Raw genomic sequence first — 19,041 nt, forward strand, 5'->3', positions numbered from 1 at the left:
AAATGGCGAAGAAACGGTCTAAATAGGCTGATTCAAGGCATTTACGGGAGAAAAAATCGGCTCAAACATGAAGAAATGAAATGACTGAGTCAGCCGAGAAGAATTTCCCCGCTTATTCGCACCTTCCCTAGCTCTGACTCGAAAGTGAGTTCATTTACTCCTATAGTTTTTATATTATACACAGGTGCATTTCCTCCTGAACTCGGTGGAATTGAACCATTCACAAAAAAATCATGAGCAAGTTGTTCTACATTATCCTCATTAAGAAATCCACCAGTATGGCCGCAGGTGTCGAAGAAACGTTTGTCACTTGGGTCTCTTAATTTTTCAGCTAAAAACCTCAAGCCTGCGTTTTTGATGCATGAGGTGCAAATCAATTTTTCCATTTGCAATGACCATAAAATGGGGCGGGGAAGTGATTATTTTACATGCATTTCAGTACGTTAAGCAAGAGAAAGTAATACACCTTTCACCTAGGGAGATAAGCAGGTTGGATTTGATAAAATCTATTTCAGATGGTGTTGTATCCATTAAGCTATTTTGAAAAATCACAAACAATGACAGAGACCCGGCTTCCCCTTAAATAAATAGCGTTACTAGCAACGTCTGTTCTTGGCACAGGGCTGCTGTTGCAGCCCTGACAACCTTAGACTTCGATCGATTCAGAGATCTCTAATGCATCATCGACTTCAATGCCCAGATAACGGACTGTGCTTTCCAGTTTCTTATGGCCCAACAGAAGTTGGATCACCCGGAGATTCTTGGTTTTCTTGTATATCAGGTAAGGTTTTGTTCTTCTCATGGAGTGTGAGCTGTAAAGAGAAGCTTCTAGACCAAGTTTTTCTACCTATCCATGAATGACCTGCTCCCCGTTGATTAATACACCGCGGTGTTAGTAATGTCTTCATAAGCCACATGAGGACAACCCATGAAGAAGCGTTTTACCGACGAACAGATCATCAGTATCCTCCGCGAGGCTGAAGCCGGGATTTCTGCCCGTGAGCTCTGCCGTAAGCACGCCATTTCCGACGCCACCTTTTACACCTGGCGTAAGAAGTATGGCGGTATGGAGGTGCCCGAGGTTAAGCGCCTGAAGTCGCTTGAGGAAGAGAACGCCAGGCTCAAGAAGCTGCTTGCCGAAGCCATGCTGGATAAGGAGGCGCTTCAGGTGGCTCTGGGGCGAAAGTACTGACGACAGACCAGAAGCGGGAAGCCGTGGTGTTGATGTGTGATGCGACCGGTCTGTCGCAACGTCGTGCTTGCAGGCTTACAGGTTTGTCCCTGTCGACCTGCCGTTATGATGCTCAGCGTCCGGCTGCTGATGCACATTTATCAGGGCGTATTACTGAGCTGGCACTTGAACGCAGACGTTTTGGTTATCGGCGCATCTGGCAGTTGCTGCGTAGGGGGGGCCTTCACGTCAATCACAAGCGGGTATACCGTATTTACCACCTTAATGGACTGAGCGTAAAACGCAGACGACGCCGTAAAGGGCTGGCGACCGAACGGTTTCCGCTTCTTCGCCCGGATGCGCCGAACCTTACATGGTCGATGGATTTCGTTATGGACGCACTGGCCAACGGTCGCAGGATCAAGTGCCTGACCTGCGTGGATGATTTCACGAAGGAATGCCTGACGATTACCGCTGCATTCGGGATTTCAGGCGTGCAGGTCACGCGTATTCTCAACAGCATCGCGCTGTTTCGCGGCTATCCGACTACGATAAGAACCGATCAGGGACCGGAATTTACCTGCCGCGCACTGGACCAATGGGCCTTTGAGCATGGCGTGGAACTGCGTCTTATCCAGCCAGGCAAGCCGACTCAGAACGGATTTATTGAAAGTTTTAACGGACGATTCAGAGATGAGTGCCTCAATGAGCACTGGTTCAGCGATATAGTCTACGCAAGGAAAACGATTAATGACTGGCGGCAGGATTATAACGAGTGCCGTCCACATTCATCTCTAAACTACCTGACTCCGGCTGAATTTGCCGCGGGCTGGCGAAACGGGAAATATGAAGAAAAACCAACCGACATTACTAACTGAAGGTTGTATCTAATCCAGGGGGCAGGTCATGCCAGATGGTATTCTGATTCAATAACAACACGCAATGAAGTACTGATTTCACGGGAAACCATATAAAACGTAGTTGTGTTGGTGGTATCGTTTCTCCTGCCTCAACTCTTTCGTTTATGAGAGCTTCAAAAAGTGGTGCGAATGCAGCCTGGAATTGTGGCTGCAGCATTTCGGAATCTCTGGTCTCAAAATTAAGCGCGAAGCTCAGCGCAATAAGCTTGGGGTATTGGTCAATAGCAGCCTGAAGTGTTCGTTGCGAAGTGGTTAAATCCATTCTGTTATCCTGAAAAGAGCAAGAATGGCGGGCAGAGGCCGATACGGGGATCCCCGTTGATACATATCCGCCAAGGTTTAAAGGGTATGAGTAGTTACACCTCAGCACAGAGGAAGTTCTGGTAGAACTAGTGCTTCGTGTTCACAGGATACAGCTGATTACCTGAATCGGACTACCAGGCACTACTTTCCAGCGCTCGCGCTTCAGGGGAATCTACCCCACGCCGGTCAGGGACCGGGCCAGATGCCATGAGAAAAGGCAAATTGTGTGTTGGTAAAATCACTTGCTACGCCTTCATTCCAACTGACATCTAAATTAAGGCAGCATGTATGCTAAACCGCTACCAATTCTGGGTGAACATTCATACGGTTGATGGATTACAATTGGTGCCTGAGCAAAAACATAAAAAAGGATGTAAACGTGCCGCTGTACGCTATTGCTGATAAGAGTCTTACTAAGCTGGATAAAACGACCTACTCCCTGGAGGGGCTGCAGGAACGTTACGATCTGCAGGAAGCCATCAAACATAATATCGATATTGTCGCGCCTGATTGTCTCGTTATCTCCGAAGAGTTTTCTGACTGGGAAGACAGCCGCCGCAGGATTGATTTACTGGCTATTGATAAGCAAGCAAATCTTGTTGTTATTGAATTGAAACGTGATGAAATCGGCGCGCATATGGAGCTTCAGGCCCTGCGGTATGCTGCGATGATTTCCACAATGAGCTTTGCAAAGGCGTGTGAATATTATCAGTCTTATTTGCTCAAGCACGAGCAAGAAGGCAACGCAAAAGAGAAGTTGCTTCAGTTTGTTGATCTTGATGAAACAGATCTTGTTGATTTTGGTAAAGATATTCGAATCATCCTCGCATCTGCTGATTTTGGAAAAGAACTAACCACAACAGCAATATGGCTACGTGATAAAGGCGTTGATATTCGCTGCGTCCGCCTGACACCATATAATTTCAAAGGTGAGATATTAATCAATGCCGAGCAAATTATTCCTGTTCCAGAACTCGAAGAATATCAGGTAAAGTTCAAAGAAAAGCGCGATGAGCAGATAACCAGTAGCCAACGTTCTGAAAGAGATTACTCTGAGTATAGATATAAAGGGATAATTTTTAATAAGCGAAAACTTGCTCTCGAACTGTTTACCGATTGGATTGCTAAGCACAATCCTCGCGACTTCAATGAACTGAAGAGCAAGCTTAGCGACGTTTTACGAAGCCGTACCATTGCCCTAGTGGACGGCATTCCTGAGGTCAGGAAACACCGGTTTCATATGAATGAAGACGCACTCATTCAGTTGCCATCAGGGGAGCTTATAGCAATATCTAATCAATGGGGATTAGGAAATATTCTGGATCTGATTGATTTTGTTCGTCAGGACGGATTTATCGTTGAAAAAGTCGAGTGACTTTTGACCACGTCGCCCGGCGACATCGTTAAAAACACTGGGGGCTGAAAATTGCCCCCCTAATCCTCAAACACCACACACCTATGCCACTCCAGATACTCCAGCGATCTCTCCGGAAACGGACTAATCCTCCCCGGCAAATTCAGCGCCTTATACGTTTCATAATCCAGCCGATTGCTGACAATAACGTCACCTTGGTCAGCAAAGGAGATCCACCCCCCATCAAACAACACATCAATATGCGCAGCCAACATGATCCCATTAAACGGATCCAGTCTCTCCGTAGATGTCGCACAGTCAGTCCACGGTTTGATATGGCTGGCGCGCAGCAAAGGCTGAAAGGCGAAATGAGTGACCGGGCAAGCGGGGTAGAGATTCAGGCAGCCAGAGCGGAACTGGCCCTGGCCCAGGCGGGCGTTGATCAAACGTTGACGCGTTGTCGCATCCAGAGAGGCATCTTTTTCTAAAAGCGCGATATCGCGCTGAATAATCGTAATCTTACTGGAGGGTTCAGGCATCTTATGCGCGCTAAACCCCAGCTCTTTCATTAACGCTTGCTGATGCTGGGCAGGAATAAATGCACGGGCGACATCAAAGGCTAACGTATCGATAAACGAGGAATGCTGCCTCAGAAATGCAAAGCTGGCATCATCAAACCCGCCAGCCACCTGAAACGTCTTAAGCTCCGTGTCTTTTGGTTCACGGATACCCTGTGAAGAGCAAAGCTCTGCATTTTTGAGCTGCCAAAAACCATCATGACGCAAACGCCAGAACGGCATATCGGTAGCATAGCCGCTACGTTCCGGCCCATAGCGCTTCAACAGCTCACGAAGGTTCGGCTTCACCTCACTGGCATAATCAAACAAGCAGCCATGCCCTTTTTTGTACTGCGAGAGGGCATAAAGCACCAGCAGCGGCTTGTTTAACGTGATGTCATCGCCGTATTTCGCGGTTTTCATTGCCAGAACTTTTTGGCTGAGGAACTGTGCTCCAGGCATGCTCGGGTTACCTATTTACGTCATTATTGGCGATGATGCTCGCAAAACGTGCCATATTCAACCCAGCATCGGCAGCCCCAGCCCCCGTTTTACCTCCTCCAGCGTCGCCTGCGTCACTTCCCGCGCTCGCTCACTCCCTTCACGCAATATCGCCATCAGCGCGCCTTTATCCTGAATAAACGTGTTCCGCCGTTCGCGCATCGGTGCAATCAACTCCTGTAAACAGGTTTCTAGTTCGTTCTTGCAAATGCGATCGCCGAGCCCGCCTTGTTGATAGTGCGCTTTCATCGCCGCGACTTTCGCCGTGTCTGGATGAAACGCATCCAGATAAGTAAAGACCACATTCCCCTCCACACAGCCCGGATCGCTTACCCGGAGGTGGTTCGGGTCGGTATACATCGCGCTAACAGCCTTGTGGATCGTTTCCTCGCTGGCGGAAAGGGTTAGCGTGTTGCCGAGCGACTTCGACATCTTGGCGTTACCGTCGATGCCCGGCAGGCGGCTGGTCTGGCTGAGCATCGCCTGGCAGTGGCGCAGCACCGGGGTGCTCAGCAGACTATTCATCTTGTGGACGATCTCATTGGTCTGCTCAATCATTGGCAACTGATCATCGCCCACCGGCACCAGCCCGGCCTTAAAGGCGGTAATGTCCGCCGCCTGGCTGATGGGGTAGACCATAAATCCGACCGGCAACGAACGGGCAAACCCTTTCTGGGCAATCTCATTTTTCACCGTTGGGTTACGCTCAACGCGCGCGACGGTGACGATGTTCATATACAGCACGGTAAGTTCAGCCAGCGCGGGCAGGGCGGATTGCAGGCAAATCGTGGTGAGGCGAGGATCGATACCAGCGGCCAGATAGTCTGCCAGTACTTCAGGAATATTATCGTGGATTTTCTGCGGGTTACTGCCGTTATCCGTTAGCCCCTGAAGGTCGGCAATTAGCACGAACTGTTGATGGTCGTGCTGCAATGCCACGCGCTGGCGCAGCGAACCGACGTAATGGCCCAAATGCAGCGGGCCGGTTGGACGGTCACCGGTGAGAATCGTAGGTTGGTTCATGTGAAGCTCCTTTAGCTTAATCAGCCGAAAGGCGCCCCTGAAATGATATAGCCGCCTTTCGGCGGCTATAAAAAATGGGATGAGAGTATCCGTGCCGCCTTTAGAAAGGCAGCCACCAACGAGTGTGACGTGAGGTGGAGACGACGGTACGGTTCATGACTTCATCCTGTCACTATCCATCATGAAGGTCAATATGTTGTATCTCTCCGATGCCATTCGTAGCCGCTGCATCATCTTGCTGAGCCCTGAAGGGTAACCTTACTCAACAATACATAAGCGGCGATGAACTTGAGAAAAAGCGCCTTATCATAACCAGCATGATTGGATGGTTATTTACCGCGTTTCAGGAACAAGCTGATGAGAAAAGCACTGCGTAATACTCTCCGGGTTCCGATTCTGCTGGCCCTCTCGGTGGGCGTTTTATTCCTCCTGCTTCCCATTCAGGAGAGCGAATCGGCGACGGAGTGCCGTCGTAGCCTGACCCGGCAGGCGAAAAATCTGGTTCAGGAGGATTATCTGAAGAGCCGTTTTCCCTACTGGCAGATTGAAAAGAAAATGCTGGGCACGCTGACGCCCAACTTAAGCTTTGGCAAAGTGACGATTGAAGACGACGCTTACCACGTGCCGTTCACCGCCGTGGGGCCCGACGCCACGCTTGTGCGCGTCGGGATTATCGATTGTGAACTTCAGGAGATTGATTACGCGTTCGCGTCCTGATCCATCGCCCGATGCACGGCCTCGCCGAGTTGTTCCATCACCTGCCGATGCTTCTCCGTGGTGGGCAGCGCGCAGTTGATGCGCAGGCAGTTGCGGTATTTTCCTGAAGCGGAAAACAGCGAACCCGGTGCCACCTGAATCTTCAGGCGGCACAGCTGTTTGGCGACGCACACCATATCCACCACTTCCGGTAGCTCTACCCACAGCATGTAGCCGCCGAGCGGGCGGGTAACGCAAATCCCGCAGGGAAAATACTGACGCAGCCAGCAGGTGTAGGTTTCCATATTGTTCTGATAAATCTGCCGCATGCGCCGGACGTGGCGGTGATAGTGTCCCTCGCGCACAAAGGTCGCTACCGCAAGCTGCGTGGCGGGTGGCGTGGTGCCGCTCGATGCGTATTTCATGTGCATCACCCGGTCACGATAGCGACCCGGTACAATCCAGCCAACCCGCAGGCCCGGCGCCACGGTTTTGGTAAACGAGCTGCACAGCAGTACGCGGCCATCAATATCAAACGAATGAATGGTGCGTGGGCGCGGGTACTCCATCGCCAGTTCGCCGTAAATATCATCTTCAAAAATCACAATATCGTGGCGCTGCGCCAGCGCCAGCACCGCGCGTTTACGCGCTTCCGGCATGATAAATCCGAGCGGGTTATTGCAGTTGGGTACCAGAATCACGCCCTTGATCGGCCACTGTTCCAGCGCCAGTTCCAGCGCTTCGATGCTGATACCACTTTCGGGATCGGTCGGGATTTCAATCGCTTTAATGCCAAAGCCGCGTAGCAACTGCATGGTGCCGTAAAAAGTCGGCGATTCCACGGCGACGATATCGCCAGGTTTACACACCGCCAGCAGGGCAATCGACAGCCCGCTATGACACCCGCTGGTGATGACCACATCGTCGGCGGTCACGATTGACCCGCCATCCAGCATCAGGCGAGCCACCTGTTCGCGTAGCTCGCGTCGCCCGGCCAGCTCATCGTAGCTCAGAATTTCCGTCGGATGGTGCTGCACCACGCGGCTCATCTCGCGCCACAGCGGTTTCAGGCTGGGCTGGGTGACATCCGGCGAGCCGCCGCCAAAGAGAATAACCTCTTTATCGCGACGCGCTTCCAGCATCTCAAGCACCTGATCCCACTGGGTAACCTCCACCGGGCGCTGCACCGGGCGGCTCATCGCCGGCACCGGTGGCTGCGCTTTACGCGACGCCACGAAATAGCCCGAGCGCGGCTGTGGCGTGATCAGCCGTAGCGTTTCCAGCGTCTGGTACGCCTGCTGAACGGTGCTGATGCTGACGCCGTGTTCCTGACTTAATGTGCGCACCGAGGGCAGCTTTTCGCCCGCACGATACAGGCCCTGCTCAATACGTTCTGCCAGAAGATTGGCCAGATGTTGATAACGCGTCATGCTGTATTCCTCGGTGTCACCATACAGATCGCTGAACCCGTACAGATGGAGGTGAAAACTGCCGTGCAGATCCCTTTTTAGACCATCTGTATGTTAAAGAAAAGTTATTTGTGAATCTGTATTGCAGTGGTGCTTTTTGGCGAAGATAAAGCCTCTGGCAACGCGTGGAGGTGCGATATGGAATTTTACGAAAACCGTTCAAAAAGGCCGTTTATCGGGCTGGTTTGGCTGTGGCAGGCGCTACGAAAATGGTACGACCGCGAGCGTACACGCCGCGTGCTCGACAGAATGACCGATGCGCAGCTGAAAGATGTGGGGCTGAGCAGGGATGATTATCGGTGATAACAGGCCCCTCACCCCGGCCCTCTCCCACAGGGAGAGGGAGAAAACCAGCTCAGTTCTGTAAGACACGCACAATCCATCCCCTCTCCCTTGAGGGAGAGGGTCAGGGTGAGGGGGAAAACCCCGCACCATCCCGCCAACCATCCCACCACTGTTTTTCACATTCAATGCTATCCATCCCGCCGTTTCTTGATACTTACCATGATAAGTATTATCTTCCTCAAGGTAATCACTGAGGAGTTCGCCATGACTGAAGATGAATTGTTTGCCCGCAGGCCGATGGGGATGCGGATGGCGATGGTTGTTCGCCAGTGGCGGGGCATCATCGATCGGGCGATCACCGACACCGGGTTAACGCAATCGAGCTGGACGGTGCTGATGCAGCTTCAGCAACTGGGCGACAATGTGTCAGTCAGCGAACTGGCGGAAGTGCAGGGCATTGAACTGCCGCCGCTGATGCGCACGCTGACGCTGCTGGAACAGCAAGGTTACCTGCTACGCACGGTGTCGCCGTATGACAAGCGCATTCGCCTGCTGACGCTCACGCCGGAAGGTCAGGCGGTGCTGCAACGGCTGACGCGGGTTATCGAAGATTTCCAGACCCGCGTTTCCGAAAACATCCCGCCGGAACAGATCGCTCTGTTCAGCGAAACCCTGAATCACATTGCCTGCAATTTGCGGATGCTCCGCGAAGAAAATAATAAAACCGAATAACACCATGATGACGCCAGAACAGAAATTTGCCCGCTGGGTAAGGGTCAGTATTGCCTCTTTCCTGCTTATGTTTGTCTATTTTATCATCGCCGATATCTGGATCCCGCTCACGCCGGATTCTACGGTGATGCGCGTGGTGACGCCGACGTCGTCGCGCGTCTCCGGCTATGTTGCGCAGGTGTATGTGCACAACAACAGCCAGGTGAAGAAAGGCGACCTGTTGTATGAACTCGACCCGACACCGTTTGTGAACAAGGTGGAAGCCGCGCAGATTGCGCTCGAACAGGCGAAACTGAGTAACCAGCAGCTGGATGCGCAGATCGTCGCCGCGCAGGCCAATCTGAAAACCGCGCAGTTCACCGCCCGCAACGATCGCGTGACCTACGAGCGTTATCAGCGTTTAAGCACGATGCAGAACGTATCGCAGTCGGATCTCGATAAGGTGCGTACTACCTGGCAGACCAGCGAACAGTCGGTGAGCGCGCTTAACGCGTCCATCCATAACCTGCAAATTCAGCGTGGTGAGCGCGATAACCATCGCAACGTCACCATTCAGAAATACCAGAATGCGCTGGAAGAGGCGCAGCTTAATCTTGGCTGGACGAAAATCCGCGCCGAAGAAGATGGCACGGTGAGTAACCTGCAATTAAGCCCTGGCCTGTATGCCAGCGCCGGGACGGCGGTAATGGCGGTCGTGAACGATCATACGGACATCGTCGCCGATTTCCGCGAAAAAAGCCTGCGTCACACCAAAACCGGCACCGATGCTGCCGTGGTATTTGATGCACTACCCGGCAAAGTCTTTAGTGCAAAAGTGACCAGCAGCGATGCCGGGATCTTAGCCGGGCAGGAAGCGGTAAACGGCCAGCTTTCTCAGCCGGATACCTCCACGCGTTGGGTACGTGATGCCCAGCGTATGCGCATTCACGTGGCGCTGGATGAACCGCTTGCGCAAACACTGCCAACCGGCGCACGCGCCACCGTTCAGCTCTATAACAGCGATGGACCGTTCGCCCGCTTTTTCTCCGGGGCGCAAATCCATCTTGTGAGCCTGTTGCACTATGTCTATTAAAACACTCGCTCAGGTCTTCACGCCGCACGGCAATATCGTCTACACGGCGAATGATTTTCGCCAGACGCTGCGCACCGTGTTCACCGGTATGACGGCGCTGAGCATCTCCACGTTCTTCGATACTCAGTATGGCGTGTTCTTTGTCGTCTTCCCCATTCTGCTGGTGTCGCTTGTTCCGGTCTTCAACGGCCATATCGCACGGCAGTTTTTGCTCAGTGCGGTGCTGAACTGCATCGAAATGGTGATTATCGTCGGCTATCTGATTGAATGGCCGCTGATCATGACGATTGTCGTTTTCGGTATGTATGTGATGCGTTTTCGCTTTATGAGTAAGGGACCGCTGTTCCTGTTCGGCTCGATGGGCGTGGTGTGTCAGAGCGTAATGCTCAATTTTATGAGCTACCCAACCACCAACTGGCATACGCTGCTGTTCTCCAATATGGAAGCCAGCGTCATGGCGGTGGCGCTGAGCGCCCTGTTCCACTATCTCATTCCCGATGTTGAACCGCGTAAGCCGCCGCCGCTGATTGAAAAAGACGCCGCGCGCGTGCGCCATGAATCGCTGCTGTCGGGCACGGTGGCAACGATGCTGTTTATCGTCTTTCAGATAAGCGATTTACAGGATTCATTGTCGGCGCTGATGGCGGGGATCTTAATTCTCTTCCCGATGCACTATCGCGGTTCGGTGGTCAGTTCCCTGTGGCGCGTGGTCGGCGTGGTGCTTTCGTGTCTGTATATTCTGGTGGTGCAGCTGATTTTGTACGATCACAGCAGCCACATGATTCTGATGATGCCGCTGATTGGGCTGGGCCTGGCATTCAGCGCGCGAATGCACGTGATGGAAAAAGTGGGCGCAGGCGTCGGTTTTGCCAGCATTACCACCATCGGCATTATGTTTGGCCAGAACCTGCAGCCGGACCAGGATCTGGTCTTCAGTGACATGTACCGTGTTACGTCTGTTACCGTTTCGTTATTAGGAACGCTCACAATGGTGTTTCTGGTGCACCGAATTTTGAACTGCTTCCAGGCAACGCGTTTTATTGTGAAGTAGCGCACTTCCGGTCCCAGACGCCTGGTCGCGTTTGTGCTTAGAATAGCTCCCCCCGCAATGGATGGAGAAGGACGATGTGGCAAACGCGCGCGCTGGAACTCAATAATCAGGAGTTCTGGAACTGGGATAAAGCCCGTGAATTAGTGAAGTGGGCCATCAATCACAACTTCAATACGGTGATTGTCGGCCAGGCTAATTTGTTCGACAAACTGGTCTCGCCAAAAGGCTTTACGCCGCATCAATACAATGATGGTCTCTCCAGCCATCAGCGCGCTCGCTGTGTTTACCTCAACCGGCTGGCCGGTTTTTGCCAGCAGCACGGCCTGAAATTTTACCTGCAGGCCAAAGAGTTTAGCTTCCCCGTTGACCTGCTGGCGGCGCACCCCGAACTGCTGAATAAAAAAGGCGGCGTGCATTTTGACGCGGAGTTCTGGTGCCGCTATCTGGCGGATAAAATGACCCTGCTGTGTCAGCGTATTCCGCTGATGAGTGGGCTGCTGGTAGCGCTTTCAAATACAGACGGTCTGCTGCCTATCTCGCGCCCTAACTGGGAACTTACCGGGCACGACGATCCTTCCCCTCATATCGATCCGCGCAGTTTATCGCTTTACAGCCAGTGCTTTAGCGCGATGGCGAGGGCGGTGATGCGCGAAGGCAAGCACCTGGTGCTGCGTGCGTTTCCGGCGGGCAATCACGATATCAGCAACGTTCTGGAAGCGATCAGCACATTACCGGAAGCCGTCTCAGTCTCGATTAAAATCACCCCGGAGCGTTTCTGGCCTAATTTTCCCAATAACCCGGCGCTGCAAGCGGTACAAAACCGCGACGTGTGGGTCGATCTCGATCTGGTTGGTGAAGAAGTGGGGTGGGGGATTTTCCCGTTCCCGCGCATCGACGAGTTGCAGGGGCGTTTGTTGTGGTGCCGGGGGAATCCGGCAATTCGCGGCGCGGTGTGCAAAGCCAGCTGGGAAGGCGTGGATAACCACTGGATTATGGGCACGTTGAGTGAGTGCAACCTCGTCGCCTGTAGTCAGTTGCTGGCCCATCCTGAAAAAGCAGTAACCCGCACCTCGCTGATGATGCATTGGCTGGATGAATGTTACGGCTGGCGTCCGGACGACGAGACGTTCACTGAATTTCAAACGCTGTTAGAGCAGGCCGGGCAGGTACTTTATCGTGCCATTTATGTACGCGACCACGTTTTCCATCGCCACAGCCAGGTGCCGGAAAGCTACGGGCAGGGTGTCTGGAGCCTTTACGGCCAGCTTAACCGTAACCACTGGCTGCCGGGCTCTGAGCGTGATATCGCCTTTAGCCCGAATGATGTCGCCACCGCCGGGCGTAATTTGTCGTTGATTGCTAAAGAGAAAGATGAAGCCTGGCAGGAGGCGCAAACGCTCCAGGCCGAAGCGCTTGGCTTCGCGCAGCGCGCGGCATTCCCCCATGCGCTGGCTTGCCGCTGGCAGGAAGAGTGGCAGGGGTTTGCCCTTTACTGTCAGCTGTTTATGCATGCGCAAAAGGCCTTTTTCACGCTGCACTACGCCACGGTGGTGGAGAATAACTGGAGCATGCGCGAGATTTGCCAGGTGAATATTCAGGAGCTCTACCGCTGCGCCGTTGAAATGGACACATTTTGCGCGAAGCATCCCGAAGCATCGCCAGGCATGCACGTTATCTTTGACGCATCGCGCGTGCGGGCGCTGGCAGACAGCTTGCATCACCAGCTGACTCAGCTAAAAGCGTGATTAAGGTCACATCGAAAAACCACGGATCGCGGGATAAATGCGATCCGCACCGTTTTCACCCTCTACGGTAAACGGCAAAACGTGATGAAAGTCTCATTTCTTTTCCTGCTCATCGGTGGATTGTGAATCTCCGGGCAGATCCATAAAACCCCGCGTTCACTCACATAGCCCCAACGCCCCTGAATCCTGATGATACGGCGCTAACACAAGCGTAGTGAGTGAGGAGACAACATGAGGCTGGCAGCGGGTGACGCAGTAATGCGTTTTGCAGTTTCAGCGCCGCACAATGAGCGGTTTGCTGAGTTTTACACGGGTGAAACCCTTGATGCGTCAAATGGATACGTGGTGACGGAGGATGCCGGGCCGGAACAGACCTCGTTCTGCCGCCGCGTATTCTGCGATAGCACCGCCCAACGCGCCGTGCCGCTTACCCGCGCGTTGCCTGCCAGCCACACCATCCAGGCGGACGAAAGCGGGATGGTTCACTTATCGGTATTTAAACCGATCGCCACCCACAGCCAGCGCTGGCTGTACGTTAACCTTCATGCTGATAAATCGGGTGAGTACGCTTTTCAACTGGCGACCTGCGGCGGCATGCGCATCTGGGTTAACGGTACACAAGCCGCCCGCTTCACGCCTTTTAGCCGCAACAGGCTGCAAATTTGCCAGGTTAACCTGCCGCTCCAGCAGGGGAAGAACTCGCTGTTTATTCATCTTGAAGATCTTTGCGAACGTGAAACGCAGTTTGTGCTGCGGATGATTTATCAGGGCAAGGAGCCGATCGACGCACGGCTGGCTGAACAGGACGACGCACTCCCTTTGTATCAACGCCCTACCGCAGAACGGCACGAGGATGAAGGGCGTGCGCTGCTTACACGGCTCAAGCTGGGGAAAGCAGACGAGCAGGCGCAATCGCTGCTGGTGCGCCTGTTACAGCGTGTCAGCGCCCGGGAAGAGGGCTCAAGCTCTGCGCTTATTTCGCTGCTGTGGGTCTGGCATGACTATCACGGTGAAATTTTTGCGCCGGTGCTGTGGCGCCGCGTGCGTTCGGCGATAGTAGGTTATCGCTACTGGTTTGATGAACTGGGCAACGACGTCATGTGGTTTACCAGTGCAAGCAATGCCTTAAGCTTCCACACCGCGCAGTATCTTGCCGGGCAGATGTTCCGCGATGAACGCTTCACCGCCTCTGGTCGCGATGGGCGCGAACAGCAGGAAATCGCCGCGCAACGCCTGGCGTACTGGTCGGTAAACGTTGCCCCGCAGGACGACGCAGCGCCCAGCCTGCTCGCGTTGTCGCAGCTGGCGGATGACGCGGGGCTTCGCGCTCGCGCACAGCGTCTGCTGACCAGCGATCTTTCTCTAACGTCCTCACAAGCAGGAGCCGCATGATGCGCCACGCTGAATTACATCAAACTCTGGAACAGGTTGTGCAGGGATTCTGCCGCCTGAAAAATATCGGCGAAGTGAGCAGCGGCGAAGGGTTTGCCATCAACTTCGAGGAGTGGGAATGGGAAGTGGGCGTCGGCCTGTACGGTTTCTGGCAGTATGCGTTATCGCAGAATGATGCCGGGTTGCAGCAGTCGATTCTGGCCTGGTATGAAGGGCAGCTGGCGAAGGGCCTGCCTGCGGTACAAATCAACACCACCGCGCCGATGATTGCGCTCTCGCTGGTGGCCGGGCACACGGGCCGCGAAGATCTGCTGAAGGTCGTCAACGACTGGGCGGATTCTCTGCTGCAAACGCTGCCCAAAACGGAGGAGGGCGGTTTTCAGCACGTCGTTAAAGAGCAGCCGAACACCGGGCATTTGTGGGATGACACGCTGTTCATGACCTGTCTGTTCCTCGGCTCGGCGGGTGTGGTACTTAAGCGTAAAGACTTGATTGACGAAGCGTCATATCAATTTTTGCTGCATACCCGCTATCTCAGCGAACCAGCCAGCGGCCTGTGGTATCACGGGTGGACGTTCGTCGGTCAGCATCACTTCTCGGGTGCGTTCTGGGCGCGGGGTAATGCGTGGATCACCGTCGCGATCCCGGAATTCATCGCTCTGCTCGGCGACAGCCTGGACGCCAGCGTGAAGCGCTATCTCTCGCAGGTCGTGGCGCGGCAGGTGAAAACCCTGTGCCAGATGCAGGCTGAAAACGGCATGTGGCACACGCTGCTGGACGACCCGCTCTCGCCGCAAGAATCGTCAGCCACGGCGGGGATCGCCTACGGCATGTTACGCGGCGTGCGGATGGGAATTCTGGACGCTGACGTTGCCGGTTCGGCGCTACGAGCATGGGACGCGTTGCGCGATCGCATTGATGAACGCGGGATCGTGCTGGAAGCGTCAAAAGGAACGATGGTAGGGCCGGATCTGCAATATTACTGTGATATCGAAATGGCCCCGGTACCGTACGCACAGGCGCTTATGATGCTGCTGTTGCTGGAGTTGCAGCAGGGGGAGTGGCTGGCGTAATTGTACCGGATGGCGGCTACGGTGCGGTTTTTTGCCGGATGCGGCTGCGCCTTATCCGGCCTACGGGGCGGCGATCTGTAGGTCGGATAAGGCATCGCCGCCATCCGACATCGCCGCGTTCTCCGCCCCCTAAATCAGCGCAGGTATTTGCGACAACAGCCACAATACCAGCCCGATCGTCCCGCCGACCAGCGTGCCGTTGATGCGAATAAACTGCAAATCCTTCCCGATATTGAGCTCGATCTGACGCGACATATCGCGCGCATCCCAGCTCTTCACCGTGTCGCTAATATGGCGGGTAAGGAAGGCGGAAAACTCCGGCGCCACGCGCATCGCGGCCTGTTCCAGATGGTTGTTGAGCGACTCACGCAGTGCGGCGTCGTGAATCAGCGTCTCACCAAACCACTGCCCGGCTTCGGCGATCCGCGTCTTCACCCGCGAATCGTCAGAGGCCATATCGTCCTTAATCCACTGGCGATAATCGGCCCAAATCTGCCCCAGATAGCGGTTAAACGCTTCATCATTTTTCAGATAGCTTTTGATATTCTCGGCTTTGGCTTCCATCTCCGGCGACGTTTTCAGATTCTCAATAAAGCGGAAAATCACCCGATCAAACGCCTGGCGAATCTGATGATGGCGATTCTCGGTAATATCGTCGAGCACCGAGTCCACCGCATCGGCAACCAGATCCGCCCCCTGATCGCCCAGCCACTCTGTCGGCAGCAGCCGTGCTTTGATCGGATGCTCCTGCTCCATCCAGTGCACGATCATCTGCGCGATCACATCGCGCGTGCTCTCCTTACGCAGCAGCGCAATCAACTGCGCCACCAGGGAATCGAGCAGCTTCTGATGGCGATTATCTTTGGTCATGCTCTCAAGGATCACCGCGCTGGTCTGGGTGAGATCGACCTTATCGATAGCCTTATGCACCGCGCGTTTCAGCAGCCCCTGCACTCGTGAATCATCGGTGAGCTCAATAAAGCCGCTCATCACTTTCACCAGGTTTTGCCCCACGCGCGCGGCGTTCTCCGGCTGGCTGAACCAGTTGCCAATGAGCAGCGCCGGTTCGTGACGGCGAATCAGCGCAACCAGCGATGGCGTATCGAGGAATTTCTCCTGCACAAACTGGCCGAGATTGTCGCCGATTCGGTCCTTATTGCGCGGGATAATCGCTGTATGTTGCGAGATAAACGGCAGCGGCACACGACGAAACAGCGCCACTACCGCGAACCAGTCCGCCAGCGCGCCGACCATCGCCGCTTCGGAGATAGCCTTCAGCGCGCTGACCCACCGGGAAGGCGGCAGCATCAACGTGGTCACAAAAATGGCTGCGGCAATCAGCAGCAGCGACAGCGCCAACAGCTTGGCGCGTTTAAGCGAAGTGAGTTTTTCCATAGAGGTAAGCATATAACCTGGCGGCGAGAACGTCATGTTAGCTGCTGAAGTTGCTTGTGAATTTACGAGAAACCTTCCGGGAAAATGTCGCCGTTGCAGGCGATGAAAAACCTTTTGCGAGGCGTTACGCAGTGCCATGTCGAAGCCGGACATAAAACGCTACCGCTGGTGGTGCCGATGCTCTTTTATCATGGCGAAAAAAGTCCGTATCCGTACCCAATGTGCTGGCTGGATCTCTTCCCGCAGCCGGATGTGGCTAAGGCACTCTATACCACTGATTATCCATTGGTTGATATCACCGTTACCGACGATGACAAGATTATGCAGCACCGGCGTATTGCGCTACTGGAGCTTATCCAGAAGCATATTCGCCAGCGGGATCTCACTGTGCTGGTGGAGCAACTGGTTGCACTTCTGGCATTGGGATACACTAGCGACACTCAGGTGAAAACGCTGTTTAACTATATTTTCCAGTACGGCGGAGCGGCTCGCGCCAGCGCATTTTTTCGCAAAATGGCGGAACGCTCGCCAAAGCATAAGGAGGAGCTGATGACGCTTGCTGAGAAGTTACACGAAGAGGGAAAGGTTGAGGGGTTGCAGGAAGGCCGCCGCGCTGAAGCACTGAGAATAGCCCGTTCCATGCTAGAAAATGGGCTTGATAGTGAAGCGGTTACAACGATTACCGGCTTATCAGTCGAAGACTTACAGACCCTTACGCACTAATTTAACGTGCCGAATGCGGGCTCTCCATTCGGCATCCTTCCCTTTTCTTAAAAGTCCGCCGTGTCTCATCAGAACACTCCGTTTCTCTCCCTAAGCCAGATATCTCAACTACCCTTAATACTTTGAATGGCATTTTTGACTGATTTCATCACTGAACCAGGAGCGAGATATGGCCTATCAGACAGTAAATCCTGCTAATAACCAACTGATTAAAGAGTACACCCCACACAGCGACAAGGACATTGAGGCCGCGCTGCAAAAAGCCGATGCGCTTTATCACTCAGAGTGGGCAAAAGGCGATATCAGCCAGCGCCTGCCCGTTTTGCATAAGCTGGCCGATCTTATCGACAGCCGCGTCGAGGAACTGGCGAAAATCGCCAGCCAGGAGATGGGCAAGCTTATCGAACAGAGCCGTGGTGAGGTGAAGCTTTGTGCGCAGATCGCCCGCTATTACGCGGACAACGCGAAGCAGTTTCTTGCACCCGTACCGTATAAAACCGAGTTTGGCGACGCATGGGTCGAGCATCATCCGGTTGGCGTGATTATGGCGGTTGAGCCATGGAACTTCCCTTACTACCAGCTGATGCGTGTACTGGCCCCGAACCTGGCCGCCGGTAACCCGGTACTGGCGAAACATGCGAGTATCGTCCCACATTGTGCCGAGACCTTTGCACATCTGGTGCGTGAAGCCGGCGCGCCGGACGGGGCATGGACTAACCTGTTTATTTCTTCCGATCAGGTGGCGAACATCATCGCCGACCCGCGCGTTCAGGGTGCCGCGCTAACCGGTTCTGAAAAAGCGGGCAGCGTGGTCGCCGCGCAGGCCGCGAAACACGTTAAAAAATCGACCCTCGAACTGGGCGGTAACGACGTGTTCGTGGTGCTGGATGACGCCGACCTCAACAAAGCGGTGAAAATTGGCGTACAGGCGCGGCTGAACAACGCCGGGCAGGTTTGTACGGCGGCAAAACGCTTTATTCTGCATGAGAAAATCGCCGATAAATTCCTCAGCGCATTCACTGACGCCTTCAGCAAAGTGAAGGTAGGCGATCAGATGGATGCCTCAACCCAGCTTGGCCCGCTGTCGTCGAAAGACGCACTGGAAACGTTGGCCAAACAGGTTGATAACGCGGTGAAAAACGGCGCGAAGCTGCACTTTGGCGGCAAGCCGCTGGAGAGTAAAGGCAACTTCTTCGAGCCGACGATTCTGACCAACATCACCCGCGACAACCCGGCCTATTTCGAAGAGTTCTTCGGCCCGGTGGCGCAGATTTATGTGGTGAAGGATGACGACGCGGCGGTGAAACTCGCCAACGACTCCCATTACGGCCTCGGTGGCGCGGTGTTCAGTGAGGATATCGAACGGGCCAAACGCATGGCCTCGCGGATTGAAACCGGGATGGTCTATATCAACTGGCTCACCGACACCGCCGCAGAATTGCCGTTTGGCGGCGTGAAGCGCTCCGGGTTCGGGCGCGAGCTGTCGGACCTGGGGATTAAAGAGTTTGTGAACCAGAAGCTGGTGGTGGTGAAGAAATAAGTTGTTGAGAGTGGCGCAGCGCCGGATGCGGCTGCGCCT

General features: G+C 54.0%; 17 protein-coding genes and 2 pseudogenes. 12 read left to right on the forward strand and 7 right to left on the reverse strand.

From position 1 onward, the window contains the following. Positions 1-89 precede the first annotated feature (89 nt). Positions 90-386, reverse strand: coding sequence for a hypothetical protein (locus ACWWFX_RS20090; protein ID WP_473224618.1), 297 nt, complete (start codon positions 384-386; stop codon positions 90-92). A 260-nt stretch (positions 387-646) separates the two neighbouring features. Beyond that, positions 647-847 (reverse strand): annotated as a pseudogene (locus ACWWFX_RS20095) (integrase); the annotation flags it as partial. A gap of 81 nt (positions 848-928) precedes the next feature. Here ACWWFX_RS20095 and ACWWFX_RS20100 point away from each other — a divergent pair. Next, positions 929-2,049 (forward strand): IS3 family transposase gene (locus ACWWFX_RS20100; protein WP_473224619.1). Its coding sequence is split into 2 segments (ribosomal slippage): positions 929-1,187 and positions 1,187-2,049, totalling 1,122 coding nucleotides; the frame shifts between segments, so codons are not numbered across the junction. Here ACWWFX_RS20100 and ACWWFX_RS20105 read toward each other — a convergent pair. Then, a complete protein-coding gene (locus tag ACWWFX_RS20105) occupies positions 2,042-2,353 on the reverse strand; it encodes a YagK/YfjJ domain-containing protein (RefSeq protein ID WP_473224620.1) in 312 nt (103 codons plus the stop codon). The genes ACWWFX_RS20100 and ACWWFX_RS20105 overlap by 8 nt on opposite strands. Before the next feature lie 420 nt (positions 2,354-2,773). Between ACWWFX_RS20105 and ACWWFX_RS20110 the strand changes: the two genes are divergently transcribed. Beyond that, complete coding sequence (locus ACWWFX_RS20110) at positions 2,774-3,769, forward strand: hypothetical protein (RefSeq protein WP_473224621.1); 996 nt, start codon at positions 2,774-2,776, stop codon at positions 3,767-3,769. A 59-nt stretch (positions 3,770-3,828) separates the two neighbouring features. Here the strand turns inward: ACWWFX_RS20110 and ACWWFX_RS20115 are convergent, their stop codons facing one another. Both ACWWFX_RS20115 and trpS read right to left on the reverse strand, forming a co-directional pair. Then, positions 3,829-4,767: an HNH endonuclease gene (locus ACWWFX_RS20115; protein ID WP_473224622.1), complete on the reverse strand. Its 939-nt coding sequence runs from the start codon at positions 4,765-4,767 to the stop codon at positions 3,829-3,831. A 57-nt stretch (positions 4,768-4,824) separates the two neighbouring features. Then, a complete protein-coding gene (trpS, locus tag ACWWFX_RS20120) occupies positions 4,825-5,829 on the reverse strand; it encodes a tryptophan--tRNA ligase (protein ID WP_473224623.1) in 1,005 nt (334 codons plus the stop codon). A gap of 357 nt (positions 5,830-6,186) precedes the next feature. Between trpS and ACWWFX_RS20125 the strand changes: the two genes are divergently transcribed. Then, a complete protein-coding gene (locus tag ACWWFX_RS20125) occupies positions 6,187-6,546 on the forward strand; it encodes a YebF family protein (RefSeq protein ID WP_113858162.1) in 360 nt (119 codons plus the stop codon). Here the strand turns inward: ACWWFX_RS20125 and ACWWFX_RS20130 are convergent. Continuing rightward, positions 6,528-7,955 carry an aminotransferase-like domain-containing protein gene (locus ACWWFX_RS20130; RefSeq protein WP_276220554.1) on the reverse strand — a complete coding sequence of 476 codons (1,428 nt, stop codon included), beginning with the start codon at positions 7,953-7,955 and terminating at the stop codon, positions 6,528-6,530. The two genes, ACWWFX_RS20125 and ACWWFX_RS20130, sit on opposite strands and share 19 nt — an antisense overlap. A 177-nt stretch (positions 7,956-8,132) precedes the next feature. On the opposite strand from ACWWFX_RS20130, the gene ACWWFX_RS20135 reads away from it, so the two are divergent. The 7 genes from ACWWFX_RS20135 to bglB all read left to right on the forward strand — a co-directional run bounded on the left by ACWWFX_RS20135 (position 8,133) and on the right by bglB (position 15,344). Next, complete coding sequence (locus ACWWFX_RS20135; protein WP_113858164.1) at positions 8,133-8,297, forward strand: DUF1127 domain-containing protein; 165 nt, start codon at positions 8,133-8,135, stop codon at positions 8,295-8,297. A gap of 246 nt (positions 8,298-8,543) precedes the next feature. Next, entirely contained in the window at positions 8,544-9,011 is a 468-nt protein-coding gene (locus ACWWFX_RS20140; RefSeq protein WP_015966084.1) for a MarR family winged helix-turn-helix transcriptional regulator, read from the forward strand. Between the two features lie 4 nt (positions 9,012-9,015). After that, positions 9,016-10,083 carry an HlyD family secretion protein gene (locus tag ACWWFX_RS20145; RefSeq protein ID WP_149462945.1) on the forward strand — a complete coding sequence of 356 codons (1,068 nt, stop codon included), beginning with the start codon at positions 9,016-9,018 and terminating at the stop codon, positions 10,081-10,083. Then, a complete protein-coding gene (locus ACWWFX_RS20150) occupies positions 10,073-11,134 on the forward strand; it encodes a DUF2955 domain-containing protein (RefSeq protein WP_015966082.1) in 1,062 nt (353 codons plus the stop codon). Before ACWWFX_RS20145 ends, ACWWFX_RS20150 begins: the two co-directional genes overlap by 11 nt. A 74-nt stretch (positions 11,135-11,208) precedes the next feature. Next, positions 11,209-12,879, forward strand: coding sequence for a hypothetical protein (locus tag ACWWFX_RS20155; protein ID WP_473224624.1), 1,671 nt, complete (start codon positions 11,209-11,211; stop codon positions 12,877-12,879). Between the two features lie 231 nt (positions 12,880-13,110). Continuing rightward, on the forward strand, positions 13,111-14,271 hold the full coding sequence (locus ACWWFX_RS20160; protein ID WP_473224625.1) for a hypothetical protein: 1,161 nt from the start codon (positions 13,111-13,113) through the stop codon (positions 14,269-14,271). Beyond that, entirely contained in the window at positions 14,271-15,344 is a 1,074-nt protein-coding gene (bglB, locus tag ACWWFX_RS20165; RefSeq protein ID WP_276220765.1) for a beta-galactosidase BglB, read from the forward strand. Before ACWWFX_RS20160 ends, bglB begins: the two co-directional genes overlap by 1 nt. A 129-nt stretch (positions 15,345-15,473) precedes the next feature. Here bglB and ACWWFX_RS20170 read toward each other — a convergent pair whose 3' ends face one another. After that, positions 15,474-16,751 carry a DUF445 domain-containing protein gene (locus ACWWFX_RS20170; protein ID WP_473224659.1) on the reverse strand — a complete coding sequence of 426 codons (1,278 nt, stop codon included), beginning with the start codon at positions 16,749-16,751 and terminating at the stop codon, positions 15,474-15,476. Positions 16,752-16,868: 117 nt separating this feature from the next. On the opposite strand from ACWWFX_RS20170, the pseudogene ACWWFX_RS20175 reads away from it, so the two are divergent. Continuing rightward, positions 16,869-17,462, forward strand: a pseudogene (locus ACWWFX_RS20175) (Rpn family recombination-promoting nuclease/putative transposase); the annotation flags it as partial. 169 nt (positions 17,463-17,631) lie between these two features. Then, positions 17,632-19,002 (forward strand): NAD-dependent succinate-semialdehyde dehydrogenase, encoded by a 1,371-nt coding sequence (locus tag ACWWFX_RS20180; RefSeq protein ID WP_473224626.1) that lies wholly within the window; start codon positions 17,632-17,634, stop codon positions 19,000-19,002. Positions 19,003-19,041 lie beyond the last annotated feature (39 nt).

The organism is Pseudocitrobacter sp. 2023LY-00077 (genome assembly GCF_055796175.1).